Source organism: Actinoplanes sp. NPDC089786 (assembly GCF_040684855.1).
Classification (GTDB): domain Bacteria; phylum Actinomycetota; class Actinomycetes; order Mycobacteriales; family Micromonosporaceae; genus Actinoplanes.
Window position 1 is genome coordinate 95,469 of the sequence record NZ_JBFBGU010000007.1, and the last position, 20,297, is coordinate 115,765.

Below are 20,297 nucleotides of genomic sequence, written 5' to 3' on the forward strand. Positions count from 1 at the left end.
CTGGAAGGAAACCCATGCTGCTCGCCGATCCCCGCGCCGCCGCACTGTGGCAGCGGTTCCGCGCGGAGCTCATCGACGCCGACCCCGGCCGGCGCCGCGAACTCCTGCGACAGCGGGCGAATCAGTCCCGCGTGACCGATCTGGTCATGATCAGTCACGCGGGCCTCGGCCACGCCGGCGGTGACATGTCCGTCCTCGACATCCTCACCACGCTCTACTTCGGCGTGCTGCGCGTCGACCCGGAGAAGCCGGACTGGGCCGACCGCGACCGCCTGGTGCTCAGCAAGGGCCACACGGCCGGCGCGCTCTACACCACCCTGGCCGCGGCCGGGTTCTTCGCCGAGAGCGAGCTGGAGACCTTCGCCGGCCCGCTGTCCGCGCTCAACGGCCACCCCAACCGGGTCAAGGTGCCGGGCGTGGAGACCAACACCGGCCCGCTCGGGCACGGCCTGCCGGTCTCGGTCGGCATGGCCGTCGGCGCGAGGCTGGCCGGCTCGGCCCGGCACGTCTACGTGGTGCTCGGCGACGGCGAGCTGCAGGAGGGCAGCAACTGGGAGGCGGCGATGACGGCCGGGCACCGCAGGCTCGCCAACCTCACCGCGGTGGTCGACCGCAACCGCCTCCAGCAGGGCGCGGGCACCGAGGACACCAACTCGCTCGACCCGCTCGACGACAAGTTCCGAGCCTTCGGCTGGGACGTGGTCGAGCTCGACGGCCACGACCACCTGGCGCTGCTGGACGCGTTCCAGGCCTCGCGCGGCGAGCGCCCGCTCTGCGTCATCGCCAACACGATCAAGGGAAGGGGCATCTCCTTCATGGAGGACCGCGTCGAGTGGCACCACAAGGTGCCGACCCCCGAGCAGATCACCCTCGCGACCGCGGAGCTGGCCCGATGACCACGACCACCGAACCGGTGTACGACAACCGGGTGGCCTTCGCCGAGGAGCTGATCGCGCTGGCCCGGACGGACGAGCGGATCGTGGCGGTGTGCAACGACTCGGTCGGCTCCAGCAACCTCGGCGGGTTCGCCCGGGAGTTCCCGGACCGGCTGATCAACGTCGGCATCGCCGAGCAGGACATGGTCGGCATCGGCGCCGGGCTCGCCCTCAGCGGGTACGTGCCGTTCGTCTGCGCCGCGGCGCCGTTCCTCACCGGGCGGGCGCTGGAGCAGATCAAGGCCGACGTGGCGTACAGCCGGTCGCCGGTCGTGCTGTGCGGGATGAGCCCCGGCCTGGCGTACGGCGAGCTCGGCCCCACCCACCACTCGATCGAGGACCTGTCCTGGCTGCGGGCGATCGCCGGCCTGGGCATCGTGGTGCCCGCCGACGACGCCGAGACCCGCTCCGCCGTGCGCTGGGCGGCCGGCGCGGCCACGCCCGTGTACCTGCGCATCGGCCGGTTCAAGGTGCCGTCGGTGGGCGCGGATTTCCGGTTCGGCGTCGCGGGGAGCCTGCGCGATGGTACGGATGTCACGGTGGTCGCGACCGGAACGATGGTGTCCCGCGCCCTGCGGGCCGCCGAGGAGGCCGCCGCCGAAGGGGTGTCCGTGCGGGTGCTGAACATGTCGACGATCGCGCCGCTCGACGAGGACGCGATCCGCCGGGCGATGCGCGAGACCGGGGCGATCGTGACCGCCGAGGAGGCGACCACGACCGGTGGGCTGGGCGCGGCCGTCGCCGCGGTGGTCGTCACCGAGCCGCGGCCGGTGCCGATGCGCCTGCTCGGCATCCACCGCGAGTTCGCGCCCACCGGCGCCACGGCGTACCTGCTGGAACACTTCGGCCTGACCGCCGGCGACATCCGCGCGGCGGCGGTTTCACTCGCCCGTTCTCTCACCCGGCCCGATGGCTGACTATGTCGTGGCCATCGACCAGGGCACCAGCTCGACCAAGGCGTTGCTGGTCGACCGGTCCGGCGCGGTAGTCGCGTCGGGCTCGGCGCCGGTCGGCATCGCGTACCCCTCACCGGGTTGGGTCGAGCAGGACGCCCAGGACATCCTCCGGGGCGTGCGCCTGGCCGCCGCCGCAGCGTTGCGGGATGTCGATCCGGCCCGGGTGGTCGCGGTCGGGCTGAGCACGCAGCGGGAGTCGGCGCTGGTCTGGGACCGTGTTTCGGGCGAGCCGCTGGGGCCGGTGCTCGGGTGGCAGGACCAGCGCTCCCGCGACATCTGCATCCGGTTGCGCGGTTCTGAGAAGGAGATCGCTTCGCTGAGCGGCCTCCCGCTGGACCCGATGTTCAGCGCGGCCAAGCTGCGGTGGCTGCTGGATGCGGCGCCGTCCGCGTCGGCGGTGGGCACGGTCGACAGCTGGCTGGTGTACGCGCTGACCGGCGCCCACCACATCGAACGGGGCAACGCGTCCCGGACCCAGCTGCTGGACGTGCGGACCGGGACCTGGTCGCCGCGCCTCCTTTCCCTCTTCGGCATTCCCGCGTCCGTGCTGCCGGAGATCACCCCGTCGAGCGGCGACCTGGGCGTGATCGGGCCGGCCGGTGGCGTCCTCGCGTCGCTGCCGATCCGCGCGATCCTCGGCGACTCGCATGCCGCGCTGTTCGCCCACGCCTCGTCGTCGGGCGGTTCGTTCGGCGGCGCTTTCGGTGGGGCCAAGGTCACCTACGGCACCGGCTCGTCCGTGATGGGCCTGCTGTCCTCTCCATCGACCGGCCTGGGCCTGACGATCGCCTGGGACGCGCCGGACGTGGTGCGTATAGGTGCGCAGAGCAAGAACACTGATGTACAGCTTGCGGCGGAAGGCAACATTCGCTCCAGCGGTGCCACGATCGGCTGGCTGGCGACGCTGCTCGGGGTATCGACGGAGCGGGTCGCCGAGCTGGCGCGGGGCGCGAGCAGCGACGGCGTGTTCCTGGTGCCGGCGTTCGGCGGGCTGGCCGCGCCGTGGTGGGACGACGCCGCCTCCGGGCTGATCACCGGCCTGTCGCTGGGGAGCGGCCCGGCCCAGCTGGCCGCGGCCGCCCTCGAATCGATCGCCCATCAGGTGACCGACGTCCTCGACGACCTGCCGGACGTGAGCCAGGTGCTCGCCGACGGCGGGGCGAGCGCCAACGACCACCTCATGCAGATCCAGGCCGATCTGGCCGGTGTGCCGGTGCGCCGCGCGCGTACCCGGAATCTCTCGGCCCTGGGCGCCGCGAACCTGGCCGCGCCCTGGCCGGCCGCGCCGATCGCCTACGACGAGTTCCGGCCCCGCATCGACCAGGACGACCGGTCCGCCCTCCGCTCGGCCTGGCGCGCCGCCGTCCACCGTGCCCTCACCACAGCAGTTGGGAGCTGACCCACATGACCGACTACCCGCGATTCGGCGCCGGCCTCTGGCACTTCGCCAGCTACCTCGACCGGTACGCCACCGACGGCTACGGCCCGCCGCGCACCACCCTGGACGCCATCAAGCTGGCCGGCGAGGTGGGCGACCTGTCGGTGGTCGACCTCAACTACCCGTTCACGCCGGGGGTCGGGCTGGCCGAGGTCAAGGACGCGCTCAAGGCCGAGGGCCTCACCGCGATCGGCATCACCCCCGAGATCTACCTGCGTAAGCACAGCCGGGGCGCGTTCACCAACCCCGACCCGGCCGCCCGGAAGGACGCGCTGGACCTGATGCACGAGGCCGCCGGGATCGTCCGGGAGCTGGGCGCCGACTACGTGAAGATCTGGCCCGGCCAGGACGGCTGGGACTACCCGTTCCAGGTCAACCACAAGCAGCTGTGGAAGCTGGCCGTCGACGGCATGCGCGACCTGGCCGGCGCCCACCCCGACCTCAGGTTCGCCATCGAGTACAAGCCGCGCGAGCCGCGGGTGAAGATGACCTGGGACTCGGCCGCCCGTACCCTGCTCGGGATCGAACAGATCGGCCTCGACAACGTCGGTGTGCTGCTCGACTTCGGCCACAGCCTGTACGGCGGGGAGTCGCCCGCGGACGCCGCCCAGCTGATCATCGACCACGGCCGCTTGTTCGGCATGGACGTCAACGACAACCTCCGCGGCTGGGACGACGACCTGGTCGTCGGCACCGTCCACCTCACCGAGATCTTCGAGTTCTTCCACGTCCTGCGCCAGAACAACTGGGAGGGCGTGTGGCAGCTCGACCAGTTCCCGTTCCGGGAGGACAGCGTGGACGCCGCGAAGACGGCGATCGCCACCCTGAAGCGCCTGCACCGCTCGCTGGACCGGCTGGACACCGCGGCGCTGGCCGAGGCCCAGGAGCGCCAGGACGCGATGGCCGCCCAGCGCATCGTCCAGGCCGCCCTGTTCGGCGACGCCTGACTCTGGCCGCAAGTACTACGGCGGGGCCCCGGCCGGTACTTCCGGCCGAGGCCCGCCGTCTGCTCCCGGGCGAGTCGGACGCATGAGACGCATAGTCGCCCTGGACGTACTGCGGGGCTTCGCCCTGTGCGGCATCCTGTTCGCCAACGTCAAACCGATCGCCCATCGCGGCGCCCCGCTCGGCGCCACCGATCTTCCCGCCTCGTGGGCCGAGACCGTTCTGCATCTGCTCGTCGACCAGCGCTTCTTCCCGATCTTCGCGCTGCTCTTCGGCATCGGCTTCGCGCTGATGGCCCGCTCCGCGCCGCGGGTCGTGCTCGTGCGCCGGCTGCTGGCCCTGCTCGCCATCGGGCTGGCCCACTTCTTCCTGCTGTGGAGAGGCGACATTCTCTCCGTGTACGCGACGGTCGGCCTGCTCGTCCTCCTGCCCTCGACGTGGCTGCCGCGTCGCGTGGTCGCGATCGCCGCCGTGGCACTGATCGTGCTGTCGGTGACCCTGCTGGGCGGCTACTACTCGGTCGTACCGGGGCTGTTCCTGCTCGGCTCGGCGCTGGTGCGCTACGACGTGGTCACCCGGCTGGACTCGGCGCCCTGGACGGCCGGGGCTCTCTTCCTGGTGGCCGCCGTGCCCGTGACGATCCTCCAGCTGCACGAGGTGGCCGTCCGGATCACGTGGCCGGTGGCCGGCCTGCTGACCGCCGGGGCGTACATCTGCGGGATCTTGATCTTGCTCAGAACCCGTCTCGCGGGGACGGTGACCGCGGCGTTCCGGCCGCTGGGGCGGATGGCGCTGACCAACTACCTGACCGCGACCGTGCTGGTGCTGGTGATCGCGCGGGTGGTGGGCGACCCGGACAGCTGGGCGACCGGCCAGGTGGTCGCGGACGTCTGCCTGGTCGACATCCAGATGCCCGGCCTGACCGGGCTGGACGTGACCCGTGCGCTGTCCGGGTTTCTCAAGGTCGTGATCATCACGACCTTCGACCTCGACGAGTACGTCCACGGCGCCCTGCGAGCGGGCGCGGTCGGGTTCATCCTCAAGGACTCCGGGCCGGCCATGCTCGCCGACGCGGTGCGCGCCGCGCACGCCGGCGACGCGATGGTCTCGCCGTCGATCACGATGCGCCTGATCCGCCACTTCGGCGCCCGCTCGCCCGGTCCGTCCGGCGCACCGCTGACCGATCGCGAGGTCGAGCTGGTCAGGTGCGTGGCGCGGGGCCGGACCAACCAGGAGATCGCCGACGAGCTGTTCCTCTCGCTGAGCACCGTGAAGAGCCACGTCGCGAACATCCAGACCAAGCTGGGCCTGCGCAATCGCACCGAGGTGGCCGCCTGGGCCTGGGCGAACCGGCTCATCACTTAGCCCTTGCGCTAACTATGGCCGCACGCAATACTTAGCCGCATGGCACAGTATTCGGCCGAGCTGGACGGGGTGTTCGTCGCCCTGGCCGACCCGACGCGGCGCGGCATCGTCCGGCGGCTGGGTCTCGGCCCGACCAGCGTCGGCGACCTCGCGAGCGAGTTCCCGATGACCCTGCCGTCGTTCATGAAGCACGTGCGCACGCTGGAGATCAACGGCCTGATCAAGACCACCAAGACCGGCCGGGTACGCACCTGCGTGCTGAACCGCCCGCGTCTGGCCCTGGTCGACGACTGGCTGGCCGAGCAGCGCCGCCTGTGGACCGAGCGCACCGACCGCCTGGAACGTTTCCTCGAGGAGGACCAACCGTGAACCCCGAACTCGACCTGACCGTCGACCGCGTCATCCGGGCGCCGCGCGCCGCCGTGTGGCGCGCCTGGACCGACCCCGACCGCCTGGCCCGATGGTTCCTGCCGGCGCCGAGCAGGCTGCGCGTCGAACGCCTCGACGTCCGGCCGGGCGGCGCCCTGGTCACCAGCATGAGCGACGACGGTGTCGCCTTCGTCCCCCACCTCGACGCCACCTACCTGGTCGTCGACGACCAGGTGCGGATCGTGTTCACCAACGTCATCGACAGCTCCTGGCGCCCGGCCGACGCGCACCCGGTCCCGATGACCGCCGAGATCGCCCTCGCCGACCACCCCGACGGCACCGACTACCGCGTCATCGTCCGCCACGGCGACCCGACGGCCCGGGCCCAGCACGAGAAGCTCGGCTTCGCCGACGGCTGGGGCATGGTCACCGCCCAGCTGGCCGCCCTGACCGAGGCCGAGTAGATCACCATCCGCTAGCGTGGCCGGTGATGGATCGAGACCTTCACGCGGCCCGCGACCTCGCCGCCGGCCTGGCCGTCCGGGCCGGCCGGCTCCAGGTCGACCGCCGCGACACCCTGCGGGTGGGCGCGCCCAAGGCCCACGCCAACGATGTCGTCTCCGACGTCGACATCGCCAGCGAACGCCTGATCGTGGACGCCATCCGGGAATCCTGGCCGGATGACGCGATCCAGGCCGAGGAGGGCCACGGCGGGGACGGCTCATCCGGCTGGAAGTGGGTCATCGACCCCCTCGACGGCACCCGCAACTACATCAGCCGCACCGGCCCGTGGTCGGTCTGCATCGCCCTGTACGAGGGTTCGGAGGCCCGCGTCGCCGTCGTGCACGAGCCGGTGGCGGCGGAGACGTTCAGCGCGATCGACGGCGGCGGCGCCGCCCTGAACGGCGAGCCGCTCTCCGTCTCCGGCGGCCCGCCCCTGGCCGAGGCCCTGGTGGGTGTCAGCTTCCAGCCCAACCCGGCCACCAAGGCCCGCGCCGGCCGCCTGATCCGGGAACTCCTGCCGGTGTCCGGCGACATCCGCCGCCTCCCGGCCGCGCTGAACCTGGTCTACCAGGCCGCCGGCCGGCTGAACGGCGGCGTGGCGCTGGACACGAACCTGTGGGACATCGCCGCGGGCGCCCTGATCGCCCGCGAGGCCGGCGTGATCCTGGGCGGCCACGGCCCCGACTTCACCACCGACCTGACCATCGGCGCCGCCCCCGAACTGTGGCCCGGCCTGTCGGCGAAGGTGCGTGCCGCCGCCTGACGGGCGACCCTGGGAGGGGCCCCGCCGTCGTCGATCTTTGGTACTGTCCGGCGGCGCTGCGGCGGTTCATCCAGCTGCGCACAGTAATTGTTCGGGGACGCCGCCCTGGTCGGGCGGCGTGATGACTGATGCGAGGCTTTCGTGGGACTACTGATCCACCTCTTGATCCTGCCCTTCAAGCGCCCGATCATCGGGCTCCTCATCGGCCTCGCCATCCTCGGCGGGGTGTTCACCCACGACTGGGAGAACGAGCAACCGAGCTGCGGCGGGTCCACGATGGAACCCGGCGATGTCTGCCACAAGCTGAGCGACACCGACGGCAGCCTGGACAAGTCCTTCGACGACGTGAAGGCCCAGGACAAGCAGCTGCCGTACATCTTCGGCGGCCTGGGCGGCATCCTGGTGATCTCGGGCGCGGTGACCTGGCCCCTCAAGCGCCGTCGCGAGGCCGCCGCCCGCGAGGCCGCCGCCACCGCGGCCGCCACCGCGGTCCCCACCACGCCCTGACCCACCGGAACGACGGCACCTCGCGGGGCCCCGGTCGAGCGGCAACGGCCTGGGCCCCGCGAGCATGGCCACCACGAGTGTTGACGCGAGGATCCCGAAAACCGATGGGGCCGGCGACCTCCCTTCACCAGGGTGGGCGCGTGGCTCTGGTTCCGCCGACGGTGCCCTCCTGCTCGCAGCCGTCGTGATCGCCTCGCGCCCCGCCGGCGAAGCCCACCCGAGCCACCCGATCATCCGCAACGCCGGTCCCGGCGCCACTCGGACCCGGCCGTTGCGGCGAAGCCACCGCGCGGACTCCTAGGCACGATGGTCGGCATGCCGTTCCAGCTCCCCCACGCCCTGTCCACGCCCGATGACCAACCGGCGCTCGAACTCCTCCGGCGTTACTACTTCGGAGATCCGGAGACGGGCGCCCAAGCCGCCGTGGGAGCGGCCTTCGACGGCTGGGACAGCACGGGCACCCGGGCGGCGGATGCCGACCGCTTCACCGCCGATGACCTGGTCGCGGTCACCTTCCTCTCGGTCAACGTGCCGGCCACCGCGGCGGCGGCCCTTCTGGGTGACCGCGCCGCCGAGTTCAGCGGCCTGCTCACCGAGCTCGGCGAGGATCGCGATCTGGTGGCCGAGGAGGCGCTGGAGGACGACCGCTGGGAACTTCAGAAGAGGCTGTGCGGGCTTCGAGGGGTCAACACGACGATCGCGACCAAGCTCATCGCCCGCAAGCGGCCGCGGCTGCGTCCGATCTGGGACAAGGTCGTCGCCACGGTCACGGGGACCCATCAACGTCAGTGGGAGCCGCTTCGCGTCGAGCTCGGCAAGGACGACCGCGCCCTCCACCAGCGTCTTCTACGCCTTCACCACGACGCCCGCCTGCCCGCCGCCGTGACACCTCTGCGGGTGTTCGATGTGATCGCGTGGCGGGAGGGCAAGGACCGCAAGCTCGGTTAGTGGCCGGCTCGACGACGTGTTCCGGCAGATCCAGATGAGCTTGTTCTTCTTCAGGTCTAATTAGATGAGCTTGTTCTTCTTCAGGTACTTGGCCAGATCGCTGTACGCGCCGTCCTCGTTGGCGAACATCGCGACGTTGCGGGCGGTCTGCAGCCAGGGGCCGGTGGAGGGGCGCACCTCCTGCAGGGCCGCCTCCATGTCGCGCTGTTCGATCATGCGGACGTGGCCGCTGGTCACCGAGTCGTGCATGGCGTACTCGGCGGCGGTCTCGCAGAGGTGGGCCAGGTCGGCGCCGGAGAACTTGTCGGTGGCCGCGGCCAGGCGCTTGAGGTCGATGCCGGCGATCGGGCGGTCGCGCAGGTGCACCTCGAGGATCGCGGCGCGGGCCTCGGCGTCCGGCGGGATCACCAGCACCGTACGGTCGAGCCGGCCCGGCCGGCGCAGGGCGGGGTCGACGTCCCAGGGCGCGTTGGTCGCCGCCAGCACGAACACCCCGTCGTTGGTGCCCTCCATGCCGTCCAGCTCGGCCAGGAGCTGATTGCCGAGGGTACGCATGGACGAGCTCTGCATCTGGCTCCGCTTGTGGCCGAGCGCGTCCACCTCGTCGAGGAACAGCACGCACGGCGCGTTGCGCCGGGCCGCCTGGAAGATCTCGTGCAGGTTGCGCTCGGACTGGCCGATCCACATGTTCAGCACGTCGACCAGGGACACGGTGACGAACCGCGCGCCCATCTCCCCCGCCACCGCCCGGGCCAGGAAGGTCTTGCCGCAGCCGGGCGGACCGTACAGCAGGAGGCCGCCACGCAGGCTCTTGCCGTACATGGACCGCAGTTTCTCGTTCTTGAGCGGGGCCAGGAAGGCGAGGTCGAGGCGCTTTTTGACGTCCTTCATGCCGCCGACGTCGGCGAGCTTCACCGCGGACAGCTCGATGTCGATGGTCCGGTCCTGGTCGCCCTCGATCGGGTCGGGCTCGTCGTCAGCGCGGGCGAAGCGCGGGGGCACGGCGCCGTCCAACTCCTTCTCGTACGCCTTCCAGTCGACGCCGCGCTTCTCGTCAGCCGGCGGAGAGGCCGGCGGAGAGGCCTCAGGAGGGGCGCCGCCGAGGGCCTGAGACATCAACGCCTGGGTGCCGGAGTCGGCCGGCTCCTGGGCCAGCGCCACGGCCAGGTGGCTGACCGCCTCGGGGCCGCGACCGGCCGCGATGAGCAGCTCGGCGAGGTGCCGGCGCAGCGGCAGGTCGTCGGGGCTGGCCTTGACCGCGGCCATCATGCTCTCGATCAGCGAGTTGCTCATGGCCGACCATTATGCTGTGCGTCCGACCGACGAGACGGGACCGACCGATGACCGACGACCTGTTCAGCCCGACTGTCCGGGAACGTCCGGTTTCCGGCAGGCGTCCGTGGCGACCGGAGTCGATCTTCTACCCGGCGTTCTTCGGTGGCCCGCTGACCGCGGGGGTGCTGGGCGCGATCAACGCGCGGCGGCTGGGCCTGGCCGGCTCGCGGGTGGCGCTGATCGGGCTGGCGGGGATGGCCGGCTTCGCCCTGTGGATCGTGGCCGCGCTGATGACCGACGCCGACAACGTGGTGCGGCTGTTCGGGTCGATCACCGGCTCGCTGGCCTGGCTGGCGGTGATCGCGTTCCAGCGCGGGCCGTTCCGGGCCTACCTGTACGGCGACGGCGAGCCGGCGAGCCTGGTACGGCCGGGCCTGCTGAGCGCGATCGGGCTGGTTCTCCTCCAGGTCATCGTGATCTACGCGGTGGCGCGATGAGCACCGAGGTCTTCCAGCGCGCCACCGCCCTGCTGGGTGCCAACCGCCCCGAGCAGGCCCTGGCCGAGCTGGCGACGCTGCCGGCGAGCGACGCGATCAGCGCACGGGCCCACTACCTGCGCTGTGTCGCGCTGGCCAACCTGGAGCGCTGGCCCGAGGCGGCCGAGTCGGCCCGGCAGGGGCTGACCGCCGGCGGCCCCGACCCCGATCTGCTGCGCCTGCTGGGCCGGGCCGAGCAGGAGCTGGGTCATCTCCAGGTGGCGGAGCGGGCGCTGCTCGACGGCCTGGCGCTGGCGCCGAACGACGCCGACCTGCTCTGCGCGTACGCCCGGCTCTGCATCGCCGACAACCAGATGGACAAGGCCGCGAAGCTGGTCGATCGCGCCGCCGCGCAGGACCCGCACGCGCCGACGGTCTATGCGACGCGGGTGCAGCTGGCGTACGCGAGGGGCGACGACCGGGCGGCGCAGCGGATCGCCCGCGAGTTCGTGGCCGCCTATCCGGAGAACCCGGCCGCGCACGCCCTGCTGGGCAGCACCAGCGCCGCCCGCGGCCAGGTCGGCGACGCGTACTCGGGGCTGCGCCAGGCGGCCGCCTCGGCGCCGGGTGAGCAGGCGTGGGCCGAGTCGGCGCTGGAGGCGAAGATCGCCAGCCACCCTCTGCTGGTGCCGATCCGCCCGATCATCCGCTTCGGCCCGCTGAAGACCTGGATCGCCGCCATCGTGATCATCTACGGCCTGCGGGCGGTCGGCCTGGCCGGTCTGTCGGCGGTGTCCGCCGGGCTCTGGCTGATCCTCTGCGTGTACTCCTGGGTGGTTCCGCCCCTGGTCAGTCGGTCGATCAAGCGCCACTGGCGCTGATCGATGTCCCGGCACACAGTGGACATCCCTGACACATTGACCAGCGTTGTTACACCGGAGTAAACGCTTTTTGCCGGTGGACCTTTACTTTCGTCTATGGAGACCATAAGTTCTTCTCAACCACCGAAAGTTCTGAGTCAGCCGAGCCAAAGCCCCCGCGAGCACCACTCGACCCCACCATATCGAGCGGTGCGGATTCAGCGTGCCGGTCGACGTATCGTCCCGTGCACGCAATTCTGTCGCGCGCGCCTTTCGCCCGGCCGCGAAACGGAGAGAGATGGACGAAGCGTCCGGCATGGACCGCGAACCCCGCGGTAACGGCCTCACGTTCTCCCGCCGCACGCTGATCGCCGCCGGCGGCGTCGGCCTGGCCGCGCCGGCCATCGGCCTGGCGGCGTCCACTGTGCGCACCGGCCCGGCGGCCGCCGCGACCGGCGCGACGAAGAAGGTGACGATCTACGCCGAGTCCCTCGGCAACAACCAGTACGGCTACGGGCTCGCGCCCGGCCAGGCCTCGATCCCCGGTCCGCTCCTCGAGATGTACGAGGGCGACACGATGGAGATCACCCTGGTCAACAACACCACGCAGCGACTGTCCATCCACGCCCACGGCGTCGACTACGACACCGTCTCGGACGGCGCGCCGCTGAACAACTCGTTCAACAACCCGGGCGAGACCCGCACCTACATCTGGCGGTCGCACGAGATGACCGCGGCGGCCGGGCGCCGGTTCATGCCGGGCAGCGCCGGCTACTGGCACTACCACGACCACGCGATGGGCACCGACCACGGCACCGCCGGCGTCCTGCGCGGGCTCTACGGCGGGCTGATCGTGCGCCGCCGCGGCGACATCCTGCCGGACAAGACATTCACCGTCGTCTTCAACGAAATGATGATCAACAACCGGCCGACGACCAACACGCCGACGTTCGAGGCCAATCTCGGCGAACGGGTGGAATGGCTCGCGATCGGCCACGGCAATCTGATCCACACGTTCCACCTGCACGCCCACCGGTGGGCCGACAACCGCACCGGAATGCTCGAGGGGCCGAACGACCCGAGCATTGTCACCGACAACAAAGACCTGAATCCGGGCAGCTCGTTCGGCTTCCAGGTGATCGCCGGCGAGCACGTCGGCGCGGGCGCCTGGATGTACCACTGCCACGTGCAGCAGCACTCCGACACCGGTATGGCCGGGATCTTCCTGGTGCGCAACGCGGACGGCAGCGTGCCGGCCGCCGCCCAGGCGGATATCGATCGGTTCAAGGGCCACATGTCCCAGATGTCCACGGCGCACAACGCCATGGACCACACGAAGTAGGGGGCCAGCGAGGATGAGGCGAGGGCTGAGACAAGCTAGAGGCGGTTTCGGGGGCCGGATACACAGGGCTCTCGCCGGAGCCGCGGCTGCCGTGGTCGTGGTGTCGCTGACGCCGACGATGACAACGTTGGCACAGGCGGCGCCGAAGACCGCGGCGGCGGCAGCGGACATCAAGGTGCTGGTCTTCCACGGACCGGCCGCCGACCAGCAGGACCCGGTCGCCACCGCGGCCCAGACCATCGAGGATCTGGGCGCGGCGGCCGGCGCCGACGTCACCGTCACCAGCGACCCGGCCGCGTTCACCACGGCCGGACTGTCCGCGTACCGGTCGGTGGTGTTCCTGTCGGCCAACAAGGCGACCCTGAACGCCGCGCAGGAGCAGGCGCTCCAGGCCTACGTGAAGTCCGGCGGCGGCTTCCTCGGCATCGGCGACGCGGCCCAGGCGCAGCTCGACTCGGCCTGGTTCACCGGGCTGATCGGCACCCGCCCGGTCGGCGCGCTGCCGAACGCCGAGCCGGTCTCGGCGGTCACCGCCAGCGCGGAGAACCCGCCGAACGAGACCAAGGAGAAGCTCACCGACGGCGACTCCGGCACCAAGTGGCTGACCTTCAACCCGACCGGGTGGGTGGCCTACGACCTGGGCAGCGCCAAGGCGATCACCGGATACGCGCTGACCTCGGCCAACGACTTCCCCGGGCGCGACCCGAAGGACTGGGCCCTCCAGGGCTCGACCAACGGCTCGGACTGGCAGAACGTCGAGACCCGCGCGGGACAGAGCTGGGCCGAGCGCTTCCAGAACAAGCGGTTCGACCTGGCCACGCCGGCCACCTACCGCTACTGGCGGCTGAACATCACCGCGAACAACGGCGAGCCGCTGATCCAGCTGGCCGACTGGCGGTTGTTCGCCGGCAGCACCACCGCGCCGCAGCCGCCGGCCGCCGTGCAGTCGGTGGTCGACATCCTCGATCGGCAGCACCCGTCCACCAAGTCGCTGCCGCTCAAGGTCACCCGGACCGACCGCTGGTACAACTGGGACCCGAACCCGATCGGCACGGTGCACACCGTCGCGCAGGTCGAGGAACGGCACTACAACCCGGGCCAGGGCGCGAACGGCGCGTTCCACCCGGTCTCCTGGTGCCGTGACTACGAGGGCGGCCGGTCCTTCTACACCGGCATGGGCCACACCTCGGGCAGCTACGGCGAGGACGCCTTCAAGAAGCACCTCTCCGGCGCCCTGCAGTGGACCACCGGCATCGTCCGCGGTGACTGCCAGGCGACCATCGCCGCCAACTACAAGACCGAGCGGCTGACCGCGCGCAACCAGACCGGCCAGCTCGACCAGATCGGTGAGCCGCACGGCCTGACCATCGCGCCGGACGGCACCGTGTTCTACGTCGGCAAGGCGGCCTGCCCGTCCGGCTTCATCGAGAGCTGGGACAACCCGAACGTCGGCAAGGGCTGCGGCACCATCCACCAGTGGGACCCGGTCACCAAGACGGTCAAGCTGCTCACCACGCTCGAGGTGATGGGCAACCGCGGCGCCGGCGGCGAGCTGCAGAAGAACGAGGAGGGTCTGCTCGGCATCGTGCCGGACCCGAAGTTCGCCGAGAACCACTGGCTCTACGTCTACTGGATGCCGCACAACAGCATCGACCGGGTCAAGCGGGTCGGCCAGCGGACCGTCTCGCGGTTCACCTACGACCCCGCGGCCAAGACCATCGACCAGGGTACGCGCAAGGACCTGCTCCAGTTCCCGGTGCAGATCCACAGCTGCTGCCACGCCGGTGGCGGCATGGCGTTCGACGCGAAGGGCAACCTCTACGTCGGCTCCGGCGACAACAACTCGTCCGAAGGCTCCAGCGGCTACTCCGGCAACAACTGGACGCAGGAGTACCAGGGCATCTCGTTCCAGGACGCCCGCCGTACCTCGGGCAACACCAACGACCTGGCCGGCAAGATCATCCGCATCCACCCGGAGGCGGACGGCACGTACACGATCCCCGAGGGGAACCTCTTCCCGCCGGGCACCGACAAGACGCGCGCCGAGATCTACGTGATGGGTGTCCGCAACATCTCCCGTCTGCAGATCGACCCGGTGACCCAGTGGCTGACCGCCGCCTGGGTGGGCCCGGACGCCGCCTCGCCGAACCCGGAGCTCGGCCCGGCCAAGTACGAGACCGCCACGATCATCACCTCGGCGGGCAACCAGGGCTGGCCGTACTGCATGGGCAACAAGCAGCCGTACCGCGACCGCAGCAACACCGACGCGACCGTCCTGACCGGCTGGTACAACTGCGACAACCTGAAGAACAACTCGCCGCGCAACACCGGCCTGGTGGACATCCCGCCGGCCCGGAACAACATGATCTGGTACGCGCCGGACGGTGGCGGCCCGATCTTCCCGCCGCGCGCCGACGGCAGCGGCATCCCGTCGTACATCGCGGCGCAGGCCACCTACACCGAGCCGTACCTGCGGGGCGGCGGCCAGGCCGTGATGTCCGGCCCGACCTACCACACCGAGCTGGTCGACCAGAACAGCGGCGTGGCCTGGCCGAGCTACTGGGACAAGAAGTGGTTCATCGGTGACGAGTCGAACTCCCAGAACCGCGTCGCGGTGACGGTCGACCCGGCCGGCGTGCCCACCCAGTCGCCGCCTCCGTTCGCGGAGACGCTGCGGGCGATCTTCCCCGGCGGCAGCGCCGACAACCGGGTGCAGGACTGGATGGACGCCAAGTTCGGTCCGGACGGGGCGCTCTACACGCTGGACTACGGTGGCGGCTTCTTCAGCCTCACCCCGAACCAGAAGCTGCAGCGCACCATCTACACCGGCGGACCGGCCACCCCGGCGCCGGCCGCGACCTCGGTCGCGGTGCAGAACCGGGCGCTGACCTACCAGTTCACCGGCTCGAAGTCGGGCGGCGTGAGCTGGGCCTGGGACTTCGGCGACGGCACCACGTCGGCCGAGGCGAACCCGCGGCACACGTACACCCGGACCGGGTCCTTCACGGCCAAGCTGACGATCACCTACGCGGACGGCATCAAGTCCACCGTGCAGACCGTCGTCAACGTCGGCTGTGCGGTGCCGGACCAGCGCGGCACGGTGTTCCTCGAGGACACCGACACCGGTGTGCCGAACAAGGCGACCACCGGCGGCTGCACGATCAACGACCTGATCGACGACGAGGCCGCGTGGGACGACCACGACAGCTTCGTCCGCCACGTCACCGCGGTGGCCAAGGCCCAGCAGGACGCGGGCCGGCTGACCGCTCGTGAGGCGGGCACGCTGACCCGGCTCGCGGCGGCGTCGGCGATCGGCCGCGAAGGACACGCGGACACCGAGGCGATCTACGACGGCACCTCCCTGAACGGCTGGGAGATGGCGCCCTCCGGGCAGTGGAACATCCAGCCGGACGGGTCGCTGCGCTCCTCGGGCGGCCTGGGAATGCTGTACTACACCAAGAACTACGCCAACTTCTCGATGAAGACGCAGTTCAAGGACATCGCGCCGGGCACCGGGCGGGCCAACAGCGGCCTGTTCGCCCGGTTCCCCGACCCGCGGACCCCGCTGGCCCAGCGGCCGGCGGGCCGATGCGACACCATCGGGTCGGCACGTGACTCGCAGGCCTGGGTCGCCATCTACTGCGGGCACGAGATCCAGATCTACGACGGTGAACCGGGCGAGCCGCAGAAGACCGGGTCGATCTACAACTTCGACCCGAACAACCTGACCCAGGCCCGGCCGACGGCCAAGAACGTGTGGAACGACTACGAACTCCGGGTGGTCGGCCAGCGCTACACGATCATCCGCAACGGCGTCGTGATCAAGCAGTTCGACAACACCCCGGGCAAGCAGTCGTCCCGGGCCGGCGACCCGCCGACCGACCTGCGGCAGTTCACCGAGGGCTTCCTCGGGCTGCAGAACCACGGCGACGCCGATCTCATCGAGTTCCGCAACATTCGCGTGAGGCCCCTGTGAATTTAAAGATCCGCGCTGCCTTCGCGGCGCTGGTCCTGCTGGTCAGCACCTTCGTCGTGGCGGGGGCTTCCCCCGCCGCGGCGGCGGTGCAGACCTTGAACTGGACCGCTGACAGTGACATCACCCGCTACAAATCGGCGCCGTCGTCGGCCGTCGCCGGCGCCACCACGATCGTGTGGGAGAACAGCGAGGCGACCGGCAACAACATCGGCATGCCGCACACGCTGACCTTCGACACCTCGGCCGAGGGCTACAACCACGACGTCAACGTCAACCAGCTGGCCAGCCCGTTCGACCAGAACAACGGCCGCTGGGTGATCGACGTGGTGCTGACGCCGGGCAAGTACCGGTACTTCTGCTCCATCCCGGGGCACAGCACGATGGTCGGCGAGTTCACCGTCACCGGCGGGCCCGTCGAGGACACCACGCCGCCGACGGTGACCGGCTCGGTGGCCGGCAACCGGAACGACGACGGCGACTACGTCGGCTCGGCCACCGTCACGGTCAACGCGACCGACAGCGGGTCCGGGGTCGACACGGTCGAGTACCAGGTCGACGACACCAGCTTCCTGCCGTACACCGCACCGGTCGTGGTCGATGAGCTCGGTGACCACTCGGTGCAGTTCCGGGCCACCGACAAAGCCGGCAACACCTCGGCGGTCGGCTCGGTCTCGTTCACGGTGGTCGAGCCCGGCGACGAGGACGTGACCCCGCCTTCGGCGAGTCACACGATCGCCGGTGACAAGGACGCCAACGGCAACTACATCGGTACGGCCACCGTCACGGTGACCGCCACCGACGCGGACTCCGGGGTCGCCCTGATCGAGTACAACGTCGACGGCGGCGCGTACCAGCCGTACACGGCGCCGGTCGTGGTCAACACGCCGGGCTCGCACATGGTGCACTACCGCGCCACCGACAACGCCGGGAACCGGTCGGCCGAGCAGATGGCGATGTTCACCGTCGTCGCGCGGCCCACGCCGGACACCACTCCCCCGGCGACCAACGCGACCGTGGCCGGCTCCCGGGACACCAACGGCAACTACATCGGTACGGCCACCGTCACGGTGACCGCCACCGACGCGGATTCCGGCGTGGCCACCGTCGAGTACCAGCTCGACTCGGGCGCCTGGACGGCGTACACCGCGCCGGTCGCGGTGACCGCCGTGGGCGCGCACACGCTCCGCTACCGGGCGACCGACCAGGCCGGCAACGCCGCCCCGGAGAAGTCGGTGACCTTCACCGTGGTCGCCCCGCCGCAGCCGGACACCACCGCTCCGGCCACGACCGCCTCGGCGGCCGGTGAGCAGGACGGCGACGGCAACTTCGTCGGCGCCGCGACGGTGACCGTCACCGCGACCGACAGCGAGTCGGGCGTGGCGCGGATCCAGTACGCGCTGGACGCCGGCGGCTGGACGACCTACACGGCCCCGGTCGTGGTCCGGACGGCCGGCGCGCACACCCTCAAGTACCGCGCCACCGACAACGCCGGCAACACCGCGCCGGAGAAGTCGGTGACCTTCACCGTGGTCACCTCGGGCGAGGACGCCTGTCCCGCCTCGGACACCCGGCCCACGGTGATCATCGGGACCGACGACACCAGGGTCCCGAACCGGGACACCGGGGACGGCTGCACGGTCAACGACCTGGTCGCCGAGTTCGCTCCCTACCCCAACCACGCCGCGTTCGTCCGGCACGTCGAGACGGTCACCGGACCGCTCGTCCCGGGCACGCTCACCCCGCGGCAGCAGGGCGCCATCGTCCGGGCGGCAGCTCGATCGACGGTCGGCTCATGACCCATCTTTCGAACACCGACGAATCGGGGAGATCCACGATGCGCAGACGCTTAGTCGCCCAGCTCGCCACGGCCACGGCCGCCGTCACCGCCGGTGTCCTCGTCGGCGCCGCGCCGGCCAGCGCCGACCTGGTCACCTACTGCATCGGCACCGGTGGCGCCGTCACCGTGCCGAACGACCTCTACGTCCCGCCGAACGAGTCGTGCGCGCTGACCGGCACCACGATCACCGGCAACGTCAGCGTGGCGGCGGGGGCCAACCTGGTCGTCACCGGCGGCCACGTCAGCGGCAACGTGCAGGTCGCGGCCAACGGGTACCTGGACGCCGGCAACTCCGACATCGGCGGGACCGTGGTGGTCGCGTCCGGCGGCTACGGCGTCTTCCTCAAGTCGGCGCGGACCGGCACGATCACGGTCCGGGCCAAGGGCGCGTCGACGGTCGACTCGTTCCTGTTCGTCGAGGGCTCGACCATCACCGGCGCGGTCAACGCCAGCGCCGGCGAGGTTCGCCTGGACCAGAACACCCAGGTCACCGGCGCGGTGAACAGCTCCGGCACCTACTACACGGACGTGCACGACTCGTTCGTCGACGGCCAGCTCTCGGTGCTCAACAGCGCGACCGGCAGCGTGGTCTGCGGCAGCGCGGTCCGGGGCAAGGCGACGTTCGCCGGTAACCTCGGCGGCGTGCAGCTCGGCCCGAACGGCGCCCTGGACGGCTGCGCGTCCGGTGGCTACTTCGGCCGGGACGTCAGCATCACCAACACCCAGGGCGGCGTGACCGTCGACGACAACATCATCGACGGCGTGCTGACCGTGCAGACGAACAACCCGGCGGCCGTGGTGGCGTCCAACAACCGCATCCGCGGTGGCGTGGTCGGCGACTCGACCGCGACGGCGGCGGCGTCCAAGAAGGCCGCCAAGTCGGTCACGGCCGACCGCTCGGGCTCGCGTGACGCCCGGGCGTCGGAGCGGCGCACCGACGCGGTGGCCGAGGCCACGGCGGCCGGCGCGGCCAACCTGTAATCTGCTGTTTCCGGGAGCCCGGCGGACCTGATGGCCGCCGGGCTCCCACTTTTTTGGTGGAATTTCCCGGCGTCAACTAATCTTGGCGGCATGGCTTCGTTCAACGACACGATCATCGAGCAGTTCCGAGCCAACGACGGCGTGCTGGGGGGCCACTTCGAGGGCAAAGAGACCCTCCTGCTGCACACCCCGGGCCGCAAGACCGGCAAGGTGACCATCAACCCGCTGGTGGCGGCGTCCGACGGCGACACGTTCATCGTCTGCGGCAGCGCCGGCGGCGGCCCCTCCGACCCGGTGTGGGTGGCCAACCTGGAGGCGGTCGACGGCCCGGTCACCGTCGAGTACCACACCGACACGGTGAAGGCGGACCACCGTGTGGTCCGCCCGGGCCGCGACGACGACTGGGACCGCCTGTACGGCATCTGGCGCGCGTACTGGCCGGACGCCGCCGACTACGAGACGAAGACCGACCGCAAGTTCCCGGTCGCCGTCATCACTTTGCGTTGACGGCCTTCTCCAGCTCCGCCTTGGACATCGAGGAACGACCCTTGATGTTCTTCTGCTTCGCCTCGTTGTAGAGCTGCTCCTTCGTCCGGCCGCCGGGTCCGCTGTGCGACCGCTTGCCGCCCCGGTGGCCCGACGACACGTCCTTCAGCGAGCTCTTGCTGGCCGTCCGCGACTCGCCCGCCCGGGCGCGTTCCTTGTTGACGGTCCGCGCGGCGATCTCCTCGGCCACACCCTCGGACCGGCCGCTCTTCTTGAGTCCCTGCTTGATGTGCTCGTACTGCCGCTCCCGCTTGGGGCTCGAACCAGCCGGCAT

Annotated in this window: 19 protein-coding genes; 17 read left to right on the top strand and 2 right to left on the bottom strand. The window is 70.7% G+C overall.

Annotated elements, in window-relative coordinates; all coding sequences use genetic code 11:
* The first annotated feature begins 14 nt into the window (after positions 1-14).
* The 10 genes from AB0O15_RS22395 (at position 15) to AB0O15_RS22440 (ending at position 8,730) form a co-directional block, all read left to right on the top strand.
* The gene (locus AB0O15_RS22395) at positions 15-896 is read left to right on the top strand and encodes a transketolase (protein WP_364321574.1); all 882 of its coding nucleotides are present in this window, start codon (positions 15-17) and stop codon (positions 894-896) included.
* Positions 893-1,852 carry a transketolase C-terminal domain-containing protein gene (locus AB0O15_RS22400; protein ID WP_364321577.1) on the top strand — a complete coding sequence of 320 codons (960 nt, stop codon included), beginning with the start codon at positions 893-895 and terminating at the stop codon, positions 1,850-1,852. The genes AB0O15_RS22395 and AB0O15_RS22400 overlap by 4 nt, the downstream gene beginning before the upstream one ends.
* Positions 1,845-3,290 carry an FGGY family carbohydrate kinase gene (locus AB0O15_RS22405; protein WP_364321580.1) on the top strand — a complete coding sequence of 482 codons (1,446 nt, stop codon included), beginning with the start codon at positions 1,845-1,847 and terminating at the stop codon, positions 3,288-3,290. Before AB0O15_RS22400 ends, AB0O15_RS22405 begins: the two co-directional genes overlap by 8 nt.
* Before the next feature lie 5 nt (positions 3,291-3,295).
* Positions 3,296-4,276, top strand: coding sequence for a sugar phosphate isomerase/epimerase family protein (locus tag AB0O15_RS22410; RefSeq protein ID WP_364321583.1), 981 nt, complete (start codon positions 3,296-3,298; stop codon positions 4,274-4,276).
* A gap of 82 nt (positions 4,277-4,358) precedes the next feature.
* Positions 4,359-5,639, top strand: a complete 1,281-nt coding sequence (locus tag AB0O15_RS22415; protein WP_364321586.1) for a LuxR C-terminal-related transcriptional regulator — start codon at positions 4,359-4,361, stop codon at positions 5,637-5,639.
* Between the two features lie 39 nt (positions 5,640-5,678).
* Positions 5,679-6,008 carry a metalloregulator ArsR/SmtB family transcription factor gene (locus AB0O15_RS22420; protein WP_364321589.1) on the top strand — a complete coding sequence of 110 codons (330 nt, stop codon included), beginning with the start codon at positions 5,679-5,681 and terminating at the stop codon, positions 6,006-6,008.
* Complete coding sequence (locus AB0O15_RS22425; RefSeq protein ID WP_364321592.1) at positions 6,005-6,472, top strand: SRPBCC domain-containing protein; 468 nt, start codon at positions 6,005-6,007, stop codon at positions 6,470-6,472. Before AB0O15_RS22420 ends, AB0O15_RS22425 begins: the two co-directional genes overlap by 4 nt.
* A 26-nt stretch (positions 6,473-6,498) precedes the next feature.
* A complete protein-coding gene (locus AB0O15_RS22430) occupies positions 6,499-7,275 on the top strand; it encodes an inositol monophosphatase family protein (RefSeq protein WP_364321595.1) in 777 nt (258 codons plus the stop codon).
* Positions 7,276-7,416: 141 nt separating this feature from the next.
* Complete coding sequence (locus AB0O15_RS22435) at positions 7,417-7,782, top strand: hypothetical protein (protein ID WP_364321598.1); 366 nt, start codon at positions 7,417-7,419, stop codon at positions 7,780-7,782.
* A 315-nt stretch (positions 7,783-8,097) separates the two neighbouring features.
* On the top strand, positions 8,098-8,730 hold the full coding sequence (locus AB0O15_RS22440) for a DUF6308 family protein (RefSeq protein WP_364321601.1): 633 nt from the start codon (positions 8,098-8,100) through the stop codon (positions 8,728-8,730).
* A 60-nt stretch (positions 8,731-8,790) separates the two neighbouring features.
* Here the strand turns inward: AB0O15_RS22440 and AB0O15_RS22445 are convergent, their stop codons facing one another.
* Complete coding sequence (locus tag AB0O15_RS22445; RefSeq protein ID WP_364321603.1) at positions 8,791-10,023, bottom strand: AAA family ATPase; 1,233 nt, start codon at positions 10,021-10,023, stop codon at positions 8,791-8,793.
* Positions 10,024-10,070: 47 nt separating this feature from the next.
* Between AB0O15_RS22445 and AB0O15_RS22450 the strand changes: the two genes are divergently transcribed.
* The 7 genes from AB0O15_RS22450 (at position 10,071) to AB0O15_RS22480 (ending at position 19,984) form a co-directional block, all read left to right on the top strand.
* Positions 10,071-10,502, top strand: coding sequence for a hypothetical protein (locus AB0O15_RS22450; protein ID WP_364321606.1), 432 nt, complete (start codon positions 10,071-10,073; stop codon positions 10,500-10,502).
* A complete protein-coding gene (locus AB0O15_RS22455; RefSeq protein ID WP_364321609.1) occupies positions 10,499-11,362 on the top strand; it encodes a tetratricopeptide repeat protein in 864 nt (287 codons plus the stop codon). Before AB0O15_RS22450 ends, AB0O15_RS22455 begins: the two co-directional genes overlap by 4 nt.
* Positions 11,363-11,639: 277 nt before the next feature.
* On the top strand, positions 11,640-12,683 hold the full coding sequence (locus AB0O15_RS22460; protein ID WP_364321612.1) for a multicopper oxidase domain-containing protein: 1,044 nt from the start codon (positions 11,640-11,642) through the stop codon (positions 12,681-12,683).
* 118 nt (positions 12,684-12,801) lie between these two features.
* The gene (locus tag AB0O15_RS22465; protein ID WP_364321615.1) at positions 12,802-16,659 is read left to right on the top strand and encodes a ThuA domain-containing protein; all 3,858 of its coding nucleotides are present in this window, start codon (positions 12,802-12,804) and stop codon (positions 16,657-16,659) included.
* Positions 16,656-18,455, top strand: a complete 1,800-nt coding sequence (locus AB0O15_RS22470) for a copper-binding protein (RefSeq protein WP_364321618.1) — start codon at positions 16,656-16,658, stop codon at positions 18,453-18,455. Before AB0O15_RS22465 ends, AB0O15_RS22470 begins: the two co-directional genes overlap by 4 nt.
* Before the next feature lie 38 nt (positions 18,456-18,493).
* On the top strand, positions 18,494-19,477 hold the full coding sequence (locus AB0O15_RS22475; protein WP_364321621.1) for a hypothetical protein: 984 nt from the start codon (positions 18,494-18,496) through the stop codon (positions 19,475-19,477).
* 90 nt (positions 19,478-19,567) lie between these two features.
* Positions 19,568-19,984 (top strand): nitroreductase/quinone reductase family protein, encoded by a 417-nt coding sequence (locus AB0O15_RS22480; protein ID WP_364321624.1) that lies wholly within the window; start codon positions 19,568-19,570, stop codon positions 19,982-19,984.
* On the opposite strand, the gene AB0O15_RS22485 is transcribed toward AB0O15_RS22480, so the two are convergent.
* A complete protein-coding gene (locus tag AB0O15_RS22485) occupies positions 19,971-20,297 on the bottom strand; it encodes a plasmid stabilization protein (RefSeq protein WP_364321627.1) in 327 nt (108 codons plus the stop codon). The genes AB0O15_RS22480 and AB0O15_RS22485 overlap by 14 nt on opposite strands.